This window comes from bacterium, assembly GCA_021372615.1.
GTDB lineage: Bacteria > Armatimonadota > Zipacnadia > Zipacnadales > UBA11051 > JAJFUB01.
The window spans coordinates 1-14,873 of sequence record JAJFUB010000080.1 but is presented as its reverse complement, the minus strand read 5'-3'; the positions used below and the strand labels follow the sequence as shown (position 1 = coordinate 14,873).

Here is a 14,873-nt window from a genome sequence, read left to right as displayed (position 1 = left end):
GTGTGGAGCGTCTTCGTCGGGGCAGCGGGGAAGACCTGCCGCGTGGGCGCGCGTGTCCTCACGCGCGCAACGTGAGCGGAACGGACTGCGCGCGTGAGGACACGCGCGCCCACGCGACTCCCCTCCCCCCGGCTACGGCTGCAGGACCTGGAGTAGCGACTTGGCGGCACAGTAGAGGGTGTCGTGCAGCGGGTCGGCCAGCCAGGCCACGGCCGCGAGGGCCAGCGCAGCTTCTAGGCCCAGGATGACCGGGAGGGGCAGGGCCAGGGAGACATAGCCCTCGCTCGCCAGGGCCGCCAGCCGGGCGCGGGGGTGGGAGTGGTCGGGGAAGGTGGGCCGCAGCGGCGCCAGGTCGCCCTGCAGCTGGACCTGCCGCGCCTGCTTGAGGTCCGCGAGCTTCCGCAGGGCCGAGGCCAGGGCCGGACGCGAGGTGTGCGCGGCCGCCACCTCATCACACCGGCGCTCGATGATACCCCGGGCCATGTAGAGGAAGTAGTGCGTGGTGGGCAGCCAGATGAGGGCATCACTGACGGCCCGGAGCAGCAACGCGACGGGCAGGTCCCCATGGGTCACATGGCACTGCTCATGGGCCAGGACGGCCTCCAGTTCCTCGGCCGTCAGAGCCCGGGCCAGCCCGTCGGTCACGACGATTGCCGGCCGGGTGAGGCCCAGGGAGAAGCAGTCCGCCTCGGGGCTGTCCGCCGGCAGCACCCGCGCCTCCCCCGGCACCGCTACGTCGGCGAGGCGGTCCGCCAGGGCCTGGGCGCGCAGCGATGACTGCAGCCCCCAGGCGAGCCGCACCAGCGCAAAGAGCACGAGGCCCAGCGCCACCGTGGCATAGATGTGGAACCGGAAGGGGGCATCGGGCAGCTCGGTCACCCGGCGCAGGCATAGATGAGAGCGGGTGAGGATCTCCGCATGGTGGGGATCGGCGGCGATGTTGCCGCCCAGGAAGAGAAAGCCGGCGACGGTGGCGATGGCCCCGGCGGCCACCGGGGCCGCGTTGGCGATCAGCCAGAAGCGGCGGGCCAGGCGCAGCGGGGCATGGGGGAGCGACTCGGCGGCCACTACAGCAGGCAGTAGGAGAATCAGACTGGCCGCCGCGCTGGTGGAGACAAACATCAGGGCGGCGGCCAGGATGACAGACAAACGTATCGCCTCGCGATGGACGGCCGGACCGGCTGCCCGGCAGGCCGGGGCGTGCGACTGCTAGCGCTGCTTGCCGGTCTTCTTCCGGCGCTGGATCATGTCGGCGAGGGCATCCAGCTTCTCGGGGTGATCGGCGCCCAGCGCCTCGACGAAGTACGCCATGGCCGGCTCGGCGATGGTGGTCAGCAGACTGTCAATGACCTGCTTGGTCACGCCGCTGGTGAGTTCCCGGCGGCTGACCCGGGGGGTGTAGTAGTACGCCTTGCCCTGCTGCTCGCGGGCCAGCAGACCCTTGCTGTACAGGCGGCTCAGGGTCGTCATGATGGTGGTGTAGGCGGCGTCCTTGCCGCCGGCGGCCAGAGCCTCGCGCACGTCATCCACGCACACCGGGCCCGCTGCCCCCCACACGGCCTCCATCACCTGCGCCTCCAGCTTGCCCAGCATCTTCTCCAGGCCTTCGCCGCCGGGACGGAAGACCGGCAGGTTCGGTTGAGTGCTCTGTTTCATGTGACGCCTCCACGGCAGGATGGGAACTCCAGTCCCTCGACCCGCTCGTACTATTTATAGTAGTAGTTACGACGCCCCCTGTCAAGACCCATTCCCGCCGAATCTTGTGGAACCGCCAGTGCGCTGTGGGTGCTATGATACAGTATGATCGCCGCGAGTCCGCCGGGGCCGGCGTCTGCGGCTCGACGCGGAAGCCACCCGCCGCGCTCTCGGCAAGCCTGCCGGAACTCACTGGCGGGCCGCAAGGTCGAACTGACGGCTCCCTGGTCGTCGAGGCGATCCGGGAGAGGCCGGCCAGGGCGCCGGCCGGTTTGCCTTGAGGCGAAAGCGGCGCGGGCCCCCGTGGGCGCGCGCCGTGTCGGCAGGTGGGGGCACCGATGGTTGCGAACCCCTCCATGATCCCCGCATGATGGAGAACCCGATGATGAAGCTGCGTTGGCCGCCCCTGTTCCTGCTGGCCTGGGCCCTGGCCGTTGTCGTGCCAGCCCTGGGCCAGAGCGCCTTCGACCCGAGCACGATGCTGGACGCCTCGCAGGTCAAGCGCGGGGACAGGGCCGTGGGCAGGACCGTCTTCTCGGGCGTGAAGATCACCGAGTTCCACCTCGAGATCATCGACATCCTCAAGCAGGCGAACCTGGGCCAGGACATGATCCTGGCGCGAATTCTCGACGGCCCGGTCGTAGACCGGCAGTCCGGCATTGTCGGTGGCATGAGCGGCAGCCCGGTGTACGTGGACGGCAAGCTCATCGGCGCCGTCGCCTGGGGCTGGCCCTTCGAGAAGGAGCCGATCACCGGCATCACGCCGATCCGCGCCATGCTGGAGGCGCTGAGCGTCATGGAGAGCCCCCAGGCGCAGGCCGCCCCGGCGGCACGCTCCTGGACGGCCAGCCGTCCCTTCGTCGTGGGCGGAACACGGTACAACTCCGCCGCTGTCGTCGCGGCCGGCGTCAAGCCCGCCCCCGGCGTGCTCCCCCTGCGGCCGGTCATGACGCCGGTCAATTGCAGCGGCTTCGGCCCCCAGACGCTCAAGCTGGTGGAGCAGAAGCTGGGTCCGCTGGGCCTCCAGCCGCTGGCCGGCGGCGGCGCCAAGGCTGATCCGGTGCCGGTGGAGCTCGAGCCCGGGGCTGCCGTGGGTGTGCGCCTGATGGAGGGCGACTTCGACATGACCGGCATCGGCACGGTGACCTGGCGCCAGGGGGACCGCCTCCTGGCCTTCGGCCACCCTATGATGCAGCTCGGGCGGGTCAACATGCCGCTGGCGACCGCCTGGATCCATGACTTCATTCCCAGCTACATGCGCGCCGACAAGATGGGGTCGGCGATGGCCGACGTAGGGAGCCTGCAGGCGGACACGGCCTGGTCCATCGGCGGCCGGGTCGGGCCGCGGGCGCCGCTCATCCCGGCGCGCCTGGAGATCGTGGACGAGTCGCGCCACTACACCCGCGTCTTCAATGTGAAGGTGTTCGACCAGCCGCGGCTGACGCCGATCGTGCTGAGCGTGGCGATCTCACAGGCCCTGGAGGCGGTCTACAACCCGGGCTATGAGGGTACCGTCCGCACGCATTTCCAGGTCCGGGGCAAGCGGGGGGCGTCGCTGGCGCATGACAACCAGTATGCAGTGCAGGGGTCGCCCGCCGACATGGCCATCGGCGAAGTGGCGGCCATCATGCAGGTCCTGGAGGACAACCGCTGGGAGCCACAGGGCGTCTCCGAGCTGGTCTACCGGGCCGAGTTGACCAGTCGCGACGAGACCCTGATGATCGAGAAGGCCTATACCGAGGAGAACGTGGCCCGCGCCGGCAAGCCCCTCCACCTGCACGTGCTGCTGCGGCCCGACGGCGGGGAACTCCAGGACCGGGTGTTCACCCTGAACATGCCGCCGGACTTGCCCAAGGGCAGCATCCGCATCGGCATCGGTCCTGGTGATGATGCTCTGTACTTCCGCGCCCGCCTGGGCATCATGCTGCCCCGGTTCGAGAGCCTGCCTGAAGTGGCCAGCTTCGTGGACCGCATGGAGCAGAACAAGCAACTGTGCGTGGTGGCCGCGCTGCCCGATGAGGGCGTGATGGCCGGCAGCACGCGCCTGATGCGCGTGCCGCCCTCCATCGCGGCGGTGCTTGAAGAGTCCACCCGCACCGACATGGACTCCGGCAAGGGCGAGTTGTTCGCCTGGCAGGACACGGACGCCGTCGTCGCCGGCCGCGAGGCCATCATCCTGGCGACCGAGGACAAGGCGGGCACACGAGGGACAGTCACCAGAGAGACTGCCAAGACCCCTGCGGCTGCCGGCAGCAAGTCGAGTTCCAGCAGCAAGGACTCCGAGGAGTCGGTGGGGCCCCAACTGGCGGCGCCGCGCGCGCTGTGGTGGGCGGAGAGCGCGCTGAAGCCGGCCGTGGCGCAACGCCTCCGGGCCGAGGCTGCCGCGGCGGGCACCCCCTGGCCGGTCGCTACTCCTCCGCCGCCCCCGCCGCCTCCCTCCGACACGAAGAAGGACGAGGACGGCAAGGCCAAGCCTGCCGCCAAGGATGAGGCCAAGCCCGATGCCAAGGAGGTCTCGAAGGACGAGGAGGAAGTGGAGGACGAGGACGCCACTGGAGAGGCCGAGGACAAGGCACTCTTGCGCCAGCCGACGGTGTGGCTCGAGCAGAAGGCTGAGGACTTCGCCAAGGGCGAGGCCAACGGGGTCAGTCTGTGCAGCGGGGGCGGGCTGGCGCTGGCCCCTGGGAGGGCGGATCTGGGCCGCCGGGCCGAGGGCTACATCTGGAACGCTGTCTCCCAGGGCGGAACCACGTACCTGGCCACCGGCATGCCCGGACGGGTCTACCGCATGGGCGCGGACGGCAAGGCCAACCTGCTTTGCGACCCGGGTGTGTTCGCCATTCGCGGCCTGGCCGTGAACGCCAAGGGAGAGGTCTTCATCGGCACCTGGCCCGGCGGCAAGGTCTTCCGCCTCGGCGCCGACGGCAAAGCCAAGCTGCTGTGCGAGCTGCCGTGCGACTATGTGTGGGCGCTGGCGTTCGACCAGGCGGGGCGGCTGCTGGCGGGCACCGGCCCGGCGGGCAAGCTGTTCGCCGTGGATGCCTCGGGCCGCGCGGAGCAGGTGGTCCAGGTCCCGCAGGCTCACATCATGGCGGTGCTCGTGCAGGGCGACCGGGTGCTGCTGGGTAGCGGGGCCAGCGGCGTGGTCTATGAGTGGACAGCGGACCGGCGGCTGCGCGCCCTGCTCACCGCCGCGAAAGATGAAGATGTCACCAGTCTGGTGGCAGCCGCGGACGGCACGGTCTACGCTGCCAGTGCCGGCGACGACGGCGCGGTCTACCGCGTGCCGTCGCCGTCGGCCGCCGCCCAGCCGCGCGCGGGGGTGTACCTGCAGGCCAAGGACCTGCCGATCTACGCCCTGGCGCTGTGCAACGACCGCCTGTACGCGGCGACGGGCAAAGACGGGAAGCTGCTGGTCGTGACCGGCGAGGGCCAGTACGAGACCGCAGCCGATACGGATGTGACCCACCTGCTGTGCCTGGCGCCGGGCGCCGACGGATTCGTAGTCGGCACCGGCAACGCCGCCGAGGTCATCCGCTTCCAGACGGCCGCGCCCACCACGGGCGCCTTCACCTCCTCGGTCTTGGACGCCACGCGCCAGTCGCGCTGGTGCCGCATTGACTGGCAGGCCACAGTGCCCCAGGGCTCCGAACTGGCAGTCCAGACGCGCTCGGGGCAGAGCCCCGACCCCGAGGACGGAAGCTGGAGCGTCTGGTCCGCCCCCTACACACAGCCGGGACAGGACACGATCGCCAGCCCGGCGGGGCGGTACCTGCAGTACCGGGTGCAGATGAAGTCCCCGGCCGGGCAGACCGCCGCACCGCAGGTGCGCTGGCTGAGCCTGGCCTATCTGCCCGCCAATCAGAGGCCGACGGTCGAGTTCGATGACGACACGTCGGTGGAGAAGCCCTGGAAGGGCAAGGTGGAGGTCAACTGGACGAGCGAGGACCCCGACAAGGACGCGCTCACGAAGGTCCTGCAGTATCGCCCGGCCGGCACCGAGCTTTGGCAGACTGCCAAGGAGCTGGGTGCCGACGACGACAGCTACGAGTGGCCGACGGCGACCCTCAAGGACGGCCGCTATGATGTGCGGCTGGTCGTCAGCGACGAAGTCGCCAACCCCGGCGCCGGCCTGAGCGCCACCGCGGCGCTCTACGCCGTGCAGATTGACAACACGCAGCCCGTCTATGTGCTCCAGAGCAAGGTGGCCAAGGACGGGGTGCTGACCGTGGAGGGCATTGCCTCCGACGACGGGGGGGTGGCCGAGGTCGCCTACAAGCCGGGCGAGCAGTGGTATGGCGCGCTCCCGGTGGATGGCCTGTTTGGTGGACCGTACGAGCAGTTCCGCTTCACCGTGCCGCTCGACAAGGACGGGAAGGCCAAGGTCAGCATCCGCTGCCGCGACGCGGCTGGGAACGTCGGCAGCGGGGAGTTGGTGTGGCCGGTGCCCGAGGCCTCATCCACCCCCAAGAAGGCAGAGAAGGGCGACAAGAAGGAGTAGGCCGAGCGGCCGCCCCGCCCTGGCTGACCTACGTGAAGGCCCGACGCCGCGGTCGGGCCTTTGTGCTTGTCCAGGGGGACGGTCAGACGGCGGTGCAAGAGGCTTCAAGGCGCCGGGCGACGAATAGAGGCAGCCTTGAGCAGGGCTTCCCCGCCTGCGGTTGGAGCTGATCCGCCATGAGGCATGCTTGGACACTGCTGCTGATGCTGCCGGCCCTGATGGCGCCGGTGTGCGCCCAGGAGGCGAAGATGGACCCCCGCATCGCGTACGCACCGGACATCGTGGGCATTGACCGGCTGTTCATGATCGCGATCAAGGCCCCGCCGGGGGCCACGCCGATCGCGGTGCAAGTCCCGACGCAGGTGAAGCTGCTGGACCAGACGCGCATGCCGACCACCGCGGACATGCGGCGCTACTACTTCCGCTCCCAGCAGCCGGGCAAGGACATCAAGATCGTCTTCGCCCACCCGGACGGACCGCTGACGGTTACGATCGAGGTGTGGTCGCTCGACGACCTGCACGCCTTCCGCAAGCTCAAGAACGTGCAGTTGCCGCGCCGCTGGCCGCTGGGGGAGACGCTGCCGGAGTTGAAGCAGCAGCAGACGCTCACCACCCAGGCGCAGAAGGATGCGGCCCGCAAGGCGGGCGGCGGGGCTGACGGCTGGCTGAAGACGCCGGACGACGACATCTGGAACATGCAGCCCGACAGCACGATCCCGCGCTGGCACTGGGTCAACGTCCAGTACGGCTGCCCCACCCACGGCCAGCAGATCTACGAGAAGCGGGCCTACTATCCGTGGCTCAAGGACGGCACGCATCCGTACAAGTGGAAGATTGAGTGCCCGGTCGGCCACGAGCTGTACCCCTCCAACGACTTCGGCAAGGACGACTTCACCAGTGGCCCGTTCCCCGATGACGGCATCGGCGGCGGCTACGTGGCGCCTGACGGCAAGCACTACGGCTTCATCGCCGAGATCTGCCAGCTCTACTGCCACCGGATGCTGAGCGTGGCCCCGGCGTGCGCGCAGGCGTACCTGGGCACCGGGGACATCAAGTACGTCCACAAGGCGCTGGTGGCGCTGTCGCGGGTCGCCGTCGAGCACGCCTACCTGGCCACCATGACCCAACACCGCCACCGCAATCGCGCCTCGCAGGTCGAGCGCCTCGGTCAGGGCCGCTTCGACGAGGGCCCCATCCTGGGCGCCACGGGCTTGACCGTCTACCCGATTGACCAGCCGAGCTACCAGATCTCGCACGCCGAGGCGTACGACAAGATCTTCGACGCCATTGACAAGGACCCCGACATCGTGCCCTTCCTGCAGAAGAAGGGGATCGCCGTCAAGACCGGCGAGGACGTGCGGCGGTTCATCGAAGAGAACGCCATGGCCACGTGGATGCAGGGGGCGATGGACGGGGCCACCAGCTCCAACGAGCCCTACTCCCAGTGGGGCCTGGTCAAGATGGCCGAGATGCTCAACTACCAGCGGGGCAATGAGTTCTTCGACTGGCTCTACAACGGCGCGGGGCACATGCGCATCTTTGTGCCCAACGGGTACTTCCGCGATGGAGCGCCCTACGAGTCCACCAACGGCTACAACGGGATGCACGTCGTGGCCCTCGGACCGATCATCGACTCGATCGAGCACCTCAAGGAGCTGCGCCCCGAGGTCTACCCGGACGAGAAGTACCCCTCGCTGTCCAAGTCGCGGCGCTACCGCAGTGTCTTCGACTTCTGCATGGATACGGTCATCATAGACCGCACCTGCCCGATGATCGGCGACAGCGGCTCGCACCCGAAGTTCGACAAGCTGAGCGAGATCAACTGGCATGACGCTAGCGACGCCGCCTTCGAGCACGCCTACCGGCTGTTCAAGACGCCGAAGTTCGCCTGGGCCCTGACCCACAAGCACGGCTGGAAGCCCTCGCTCGACTTCCCCTACACGCGCGAGCAGATCGAGAAGGAAGCCGCCAAGTGGCCGGACGACTGGAACGACGCCAGCTCGCTGCACGACGGCTATGGCATCGCCATCCTGCGCGACGGCAAGGGCGAGGACAAGCGGGCGCTGTGGATGATGTACGGCCGGGCGCGCGGTCACGTGCAAGACAACATCCTCGACATCGGCCTGGCCTCGCACAAGGGCGTCGTGCTCCAGCACATGGGCTACCCGCGCAACTGGGGCTACTGGGAGTACTCGTGGAGCAGCCATGAGGTCTGCCGACAGTTCCCGTACCTGAACCTCGTGGCCCAGGCCCAGCTCTTCGCCGATGCCGGCGTGGCCCAGGTGTGCGAGGCCCGCGCCCACGCTCACAACGAGTACGCCGATGACGGCACTCAGACCCCCGACCCGCAGGACTACTGGCAGCGCCGCATGCTCGCGATGGTCAACGTCTCGCCCGACCAGTCCTACTGCGTGGACCTGTACCGCATCCTGGGCGGCAAGGACCACTGGTGGGCTTTCCACTGCCAGGAGGGCGACTTCCAGAGCACCGGGCTGAACCTGACCAGGCAAGCCACCGGCACGCTGGCCGGCCCGGACGTGAAGTACGGCGACGCGGACTGGATGAAGGCCAACGGCTGCAACTACGGCGGCTACGGCTGGGGCGGGCTGAACTTCGTCTTCCCCCACCTGTACAACGTCGAGAAGGCGACCAGCGATGGCGGCTGGTCGGCCAACTGGAAGCTGGCCACCGGCGAAGGGTTGCAGTTCCGCCTCAACGTCGTGTCCAGCCCGGGCATGGAAGTGAACCTCACGGACGGCACCTCCCCGGCCGGCGGTAAGCCGTATGAGATGAAGTGGCTGATGCTCCACAAGCAAGCGGAGGAACCGGCCAAGAGTGAAGTGTTTACCATCATGGAGTCCTACCGGGACGCGCCGGCGGTGCAGAGCGTGGCGAAGCTGCCGCTGAGCGGGGAGGAAGAGGCGGGCTTCGCGCCGGCGGGCTGCGTGGTGAACCTGGGCGCGCGCACGGACTACCTGATGGCCGCCACGGACCCGAAGGTCGTGCGCACCGCCCCGGGTGACCTCAAGTTCGCGGGACGGTTCGGGCTCTATGCCGAGGAGAACGGCCAGCCCGTGGCCATCAGCCTCGTCGGCGGCACGGAGATCAGCAAGGGCAAGTTCGGCCTCAAGATCGACCAGCCGGAGTTCCGCGGCAAGATCGTGAAGGTGGACCGCAAGCGCGAGGTAGCGACGGTAGCGCCCGCGCCGCCGGTCGTCAATGCCATCGTGGGCCAGTACGTGTTCCTCGTCAGCGGGGGGCGGCGGCAGGCCTACAAGGTGACCGCCGCCAAGGCCGTGCCGGCCGGGGCGGAGCTGACGCTGGACATGGATTCCCGCATTGGCACCGGCCAGGTCAGCGGCACGGCCGACTTCATGGTCAAGACCGAGACACCCTTCACGCTGCAGCGCTGGGCGTACTATGAGGGCGCGCGGCTCGTCAACGCCAAGGGGGATGCCGAGTACCGCATCAATGAGATCCGGGGCGGTGTCGGCGCCTTCATTGACCGCGAGACGCACAAGGACGCCACGGCGGCCAAGCTCGCCGAGCAGTTCCCCCAGGGCTCGTGGTTTGAGGTCTATGACTACGGCGTGGGCGATGAGGTCGTGTGGCCATATGCAGTCAGCGTCAAGCGCGTGGGGCCGGGGGCCTACCAGGTGAAGTCGCCGGTGCCCGTGGTGCTCAACCTGCCGCAGTAGCCCTCACCCCGGCGCTGCGCGCCACCCCTCTCCCATCGCGGTCCTGCGGATCGCGGGGAGAGGGGAGTGAGGCATGACGCATAGTGGCTTCCATGACAGCACGGACTACCCGTGTGGAAGGCCGACAGCAACGACCGCGGCGTGCAGGCCGCGGGCGGGGCCCATCGCACCGGTGAGACCGCAAGCGATCTCGCCAACAGCGGCTGGCTTGCTTCCAGTGATTGCACGAACTGATCTAGCCCGTTTACGGTGGCTTCCATCGCGTTAGCCACCACCCAGACGGGGAAGCCGCCGCCATTGACGGATGAGACTCCCCTCTCCCTGCGATCCGTAGGATCGCAGGGAGAGGGGGCACGGGGTGAGGGCCGGTGAGTCACCACGGCTACGACAGCCTTGGGCGGCCGATCCTGAAGCTGCCCGGCTATCTCCTGGAGCTATGCCGCCAGCTACGCCAGGACGAGACGCCGCCTGAGGAGGCCCTCTGGAGATGCCTGCGCGCCCGGCGGCTGTTTGGGCTGAAGTTCCGCCGCCAACACGGTCTGGGACGCTACATCGCCGACTTCTACTGCCACGAGGCAGGGCTGGTAGTCGAGCTGGATGGCGCGGTGCATCTTGAGCAACGGCAACGCGAGTACGACGCGGTCCGAGACCGGGAACTGACAGCGGCCGGGGCGCGGGTGGCGCGGTTCGCGAATCGGGAAGTGCGCGAGGACCTGCCGCGAGTGCTCAGGACGATTGCGGAGCACGCCGGCAAAGGCCCCTCACCCCGGCGCTGCGCGCCACCCCTCTCCCATCGCGATCCTGCGGATCGCCAGGGAGAGGGCAGTGGCGGAAGACGCGACGTGGCTACCATGCCGTTCTGTCGGGCCCCCACAGCAGACGAAGAGGCCACGACAGATGCGGACGACACTCCCCTCGCCCGCCGCTGCGCAGCAGCGCTGGGAGAGGGGTGCCCGCAGGCGGGGTGAGGGGGAATCGGAGGACACACATGGCGAGCTTCGTCACTCTCGACGACATGACGCTCTCGACGGGCAAGCGCGGGCGGCTGTACCGGCTGCTGTACGGGCATGGGCCGGCCAACGGCACCGCGCTGTTCCTGCCCATCGACCAGGGCCTCGAACACGGGCCCGTGGACTTCTTCCCCAACCCGTCCAGCAAGGACCCCGCGTTCCAGTGCGAGCTGGCCCTGCGCGGTGGCTACACCGGGCTCGTGTTCCAGATCGGGTTGGCCGAAAAGTACATGCACGCCTACGCCGGGCGCGTGCCGCTGGTGCTCAAGCTTAACGGCAAGACCGTCATCCCGCCTGATGACGAGGCCTTCTCGCCCCAGTGCGCCACCGTCGAGGACGCCCTGCGCCTTGGGGCCGACGCCGTGGGCTACACGCTGTACGTCGGCTCCCCGGCGCAGGCCGAGGACTTCCGGCAGTTCGCTCGGATCCGCGCCGAGGCCGAAGCCCTCGGCATGCCGGTGATCGTCTGGGCCTACCCGCGCGGTACGGCCATCGAGGCCAAGGGCGGGCGCGACTCGATCTACGCGGTGGACTACGCCGCGCGCGTGGCGTGCGAACTCGGGGCCGATGTCGTGAAGATCAACCTGCCGAAGCTGGACAATCTAGTAGACCTGCCCAAGCCGTACAACACGCTGGCCGACGATCAGGCGGCGGCCGTGCGGCGGGTGGTGGAGTCGGCCGGGCGGACGCTCGTGCTGTTCTCGGGCGGGTCGAAACTTGGGGATGATGACCTGATGGCCAAGGCGCACCTGTGTATGGCCACCGGGGCCACCGGGCTGATCTTCGGCCGCAACATGTGGCAGCGCCCCATGGACGAGGCCCTCGCCATCACCGCCCGCATCAAGAAGGAAGGCATGGCGCAGTCCCCGCGACCGTTGAAGTAGCGGCGCGACTCGTCGCGCCGACATGGCCGGACCAACTCGCACGACAAGGAGCGATTGATGGCAGACAAACACCAACCGCTGATCGTTGGCTTGCAGGGCAGTCCACGCAATGAGGGCAACACGGCGATGTTGCTGGAGGCGGCGCTGCAGGGCGCGGCCGAGGCCGGGGCCCGCGTGGTCACGTTCAAGCCCAATGAGATGAGCATCCGTCCCTGCCAGGGCTGCGGGGGATGCTACCAGACCGGCAAGTGCGTCATCCGCGACGACATGGACCAGATCGTCGCGGCGCTCGAGCGCATGGATGCCCTCGTGGTCGCCTCGCCGGTGTACTTCGGCGGCGTCACCGCCCAACTGAAGGCGGTCATTGACCGCTGCCAGCCCTTCTGGGCCCGCAAGTACATCACCAAGACGCCCGTGTCGGCCGACAACCGCCGCCGCGACCTGCTCTTCCTGTCGGTGCTGGGCGCCGACAAGCAGAGCTTCGTCGAGGGCGTCCGCATCAACGTCAAGACCTTCCATGATGTCCTGACCCTCGACGGCACATACGAGGAGCTGATCTTCCCGAAGGTGGACCGCGCCGGTGAGATCGGCGACCACTGGGAGGCGCTGGCCCAGGCCCGCGAGGCCGGGGCGCGGCTGGCGAAGGCACACTGACGGCAACGGCGACGACTTGAGCAGGATGGAAGGATGGCAGGGATATCAGGGATGACAGCAACGGCGAGGGTTGGGGTCGCACGTGAAGCCGCTCATCCTTCCCATCCCTGACATCCTCTCCATCCTGTTTGCGTTGTCACCGCTGATCTGACTATGGGTCATAACCACGGCGTAGAGCTTGGGGTGACGGATGCTGACAAGTCGCGGCGGCTGGTCTTCGCGACGGCCGTGACGGTCGGCATCCTGCTGGTGGAGATCGTCGGGTCGTGGCTCAGCCATAGCCTGGCGCTGTTGTCGGACGCCGCGCATGTCTTTGCCGATGTCGTGTCCCTCGCCCTCAGCCTGTTGGCTCTGCGGCTGGCCTGCCGCCTCCCCACCGAGACGCGCACCTACGGTCTGCACCGCGCCGAGGTCCTCGCAGCGCTGCTCAACGGCCTGACGCTGCTGGTGATGGCGGCGCTGATCGGGCGGGAGGCCTGGCACCGGTTCTGGCAGCCGCCGGAGATCAAGACCACTCAGATGCTCGTGGTGGCCGTCGTCGGCCTGCTGGCCAACTGGCTGGTGCTAACGAAGCTGTCGGGCCATCACCATGACCTCAACGTGCGTAGTGCCTATCTGCACGTCCTGGGCGACATGCTGGCCTCGGTGGGGGTGGTCATCGCCGCCCTCGTCATGGCCTTCACTGGCTGGTACCTGGCCGACCCGATCATCTCGGTGTGCATCGGCCTGCTGCTCGTGGTCGGGGCGGTGCGCGTGCTGGATGAGGCCGTCCACATCCTCCTGCTGGGCGTCCCGCGACATCTGAACGTCCGCGCCATCGCCGAGGCGATGGGGCGCGTCGCGGACGTCGCGGAGGTCCACAACCTGCGCGTCTGGGCTCCCTGCTCGAACGTGACCATCCTCAGCGCCCATGTGGTGACCTGCGCCGCGGCCGAGGCGGAGCGCGTACGGGTCCGCGAGGAACTCAGGCGCCTGCTGGCCCATGACTTCGGTGTGACGGAAGTGACGCTGGAACTGGAGGAGCAGGCCTGCCCGGCCAATGGGCTGATCGAGCCGGTCGCCCACCCGGACCCTGAGGAGCACGGCCACTAACGCGGTACGCCGGACACTCTTGTCGGGCCGCCGTCGCGGTGGTACGCCCGACACTCCTGTCGGGCGTTTCCGTCATGCCGCCCGACAAGAGTGTCGGGCGTACCGGGGCGGGCGCAGGTAACCCTTCCCGCGCGAGGAATGTCCGGTGGTCGTCCGCGCCCTATCGCCGCCACGGGAGCCCCTCATGCCCCTCAGATCCCTTAGCCCGCGTCACTGGGAGGTCGTGGTCTTCGAGGACCATCCCCTCCACGACACGATCTGGACCATCACCCTCGGCACCGATGCGCATGTGTACATCGGCCTGTGCCTGGAGGGCAAGGGCGGGCAGGTGGCCCACCTGTACCGGTACCACACCGGCGAGCGGCGGCTGCAGCACCTGGCCGACATGGGCGAGGTGACAGGTGAGCCGGCCGACAGCGGCCACGCCACCCAGGGCAAGATACACTTCTCGCTCTGCCAGGCCAGCGACGGCAAGATCTACGGGGCCACGCACTGCACGACCCCGCCGCTGGGCCACACCATCTGGAGCCCGCTCTCCATGTGGGGCGACCCGGAGATGAGCTTCCCCGGTGGGCACATCTTCCGCCACGACCCCGCCACCGGCGAGACCGTGGACTTCGGGGTCATCACCCCCCATGACGGCATCCCGTACCTGATGCTCGACGAGCAGCGCGGCTGCCTGTACGGCGCCACGTACCCCAAAGCCCACTTCTTCCGCACGAACCTGCAGGGCCGGGACTTCAAGGACTATGGCCGCCTCGGCGCCCAGTACCCCATCTCGATGGTCTTCGACGCCGCGGGGAACCTGTATACCTCCGACACGCAGGCCCAGCTCATCAGGTACGACGTCGCGGCCGACGAGCTGGTGTTCCTGGGCACCAGGCCCTACACGCACCCGTGGAACACCGACAGCCGCTACGAGTGGATTACGGACATGGTGCTGGCCGAGGATGGGTGGATCTACGGGGTCACGTACTCCAGCGACCACCTGTTCCGCTTCGACCCGCGCCAGGAGCGGCCGGTGATCGAGGACCTCGGGCCGGGCCTGGATGAGCCCTGCAGCATGTTGCGCTGCCTCGTCCCGGACCGGCGGGGCGGGCTGTACTACCTGGCGACGCCCACCGGTCGCCAGCGCAAGGGCTCGGTGCTGGCCCGCCATGACCTCGCCACCGGCGCGCGCGAGGGTCTGTCGGTCATGGAGTTCAAGAAGCAGCAGTACTTCACATGGCGCGGCGTGTGCGGGCTCGATGGGACGGTGTACTTTGCCACCATCGGCCGCATCCCGTGCTGCCTGCTCATCTACCGGCCGTAGGCCGTGGGTGGCGCGTCGTGTGCGCCG

Annotated in this window: 9 protein-coding genes; 7 read left to right on the top strand and 2 right to left on the bottom strand. The window is 68.5% G+C overall.

The window, feature by feature from the left end:
* Positions 1-132: 132 nt before the first annotated feature.
* Both LLH23_11715 and LLH23_11710 read right to left on the bottom strand, forming a co-directional pair.
* Positions 133-1,149, bottom strand: a complete 1,017-nt coding sequence (locus LLH23_11715; GenBank protein MCE5239141.1) for a M56 family metallopeptidase — start codon at positions 1,147-1,149, stop codon at positions 133-135.
* Positions 1,150-1,209: 60 nt separating this feature from the next.
* Positions 1,210-1,656 (bottom strand): BlaI/MecI/CopY family transcriptional regulator, encoded by a 447-nt coding sequence (locus tag LLH23_11710; GenBank protein ID MCE5239140.1) that lies wholly within the window; start codon positions 1,654-1,656, stop codon positions 1,210-1,212.
* A gap of 421 nt (positions 1,657-2,077) precedes the next feature.
* Between LLH23_11710 and LLH23_11705 the strand changes: the two genes are divergently transcribed.
* The 7 genes from LLH23_11705 to LLH23_11675 all read left to right on the top strand — a co-directional run bounded on the left by LLH23_11705 (position 2,078) and on the right by LLH23_11675 (position 14,846).
* On the top strand, positions 2,078-6,196 hold the full coding sequence (locus tag LLH23_11705) for a hypothetical protein (GenBank protein MCE5239139.1): 4,119 nt from the start codon (positions 2,078-2,080) through the stop codon (positions 6,194-6,196).
* A gap of 176 nt (positions 6,197-6,372) precedes the next feature.
* The gene (locus LLH23_11700; GenBank protein MCE5239138.1) at positions 6,373-9,894 is read left to right on the top strand and encodes a hypothetical protein; all 3,522 of its coding nucleotides are present in this window, start codon (positions 6,373-6,375) and stop codon (positions 9,892-9,894) included.
* A 368-nt stretch (positions 9,895-10,262) separates the two neighbouring features.
* Positions 10,263-10,862, top strand: a complete 600-nt coding sequence (locus tag LLH23_11695) for an endonuclease domain-containing protein (GenBank protein MCE5239137.1) — start codon at positions 10,263-10,265, stop codon at positions 10,860-10,862.
* A 20-nt stretch (positions 10,863-10,882) separates the two neighbouring features.
* Complete coding sequence (locus tag LLH23_11690; GenBank protein MCE5239136.1) at positions 10,883-11,788, top strand: fructose-bisphosphate aldolase; 906 nt, start codon at positions 10,883-10,885, stop codon at positions 11,786-11,788.
* 57 nt (positions 11,789-11,845) lie between these two features.
* Positions 11,846-12,442 carry a flavodoxin family protein gene (locus LLH23_11685; protein MCE5239135.1) on the top strand — a complete coding sequence of 199 codons (597 nt, stop codon included), beginning with the start codon at positions 11,846-11,848 and terminating at the stop codon, positions 12,440-12,442.
* A 183-nt stretch (positions 12,443-12,625) separates the two neighbouring features.
* Complete coding sequence (locus LLH23_11680; GenBank protein ID MCE5239134.1) at positions 12,626-13,534, top strand: cation diffusion facilitator family transporter; 909 nt, start codon at positions 12,626-12,628, stop codon at positions 13,532-13,534.
* Positions 13,535-13,718: 184 nt separating this feature from the next.
* Positions 13,719-14,846, top strand: coding sequence for a hypothetical protein (locus tag LLH23_11675; protein ID MCE5239133.1), 1,128 nt, complete (start codon positions 13,719-13,721; stop codon positions 14,844-14,846).
* Positions 14,847-14,873 lie beyond the last annotated feature (27 nt).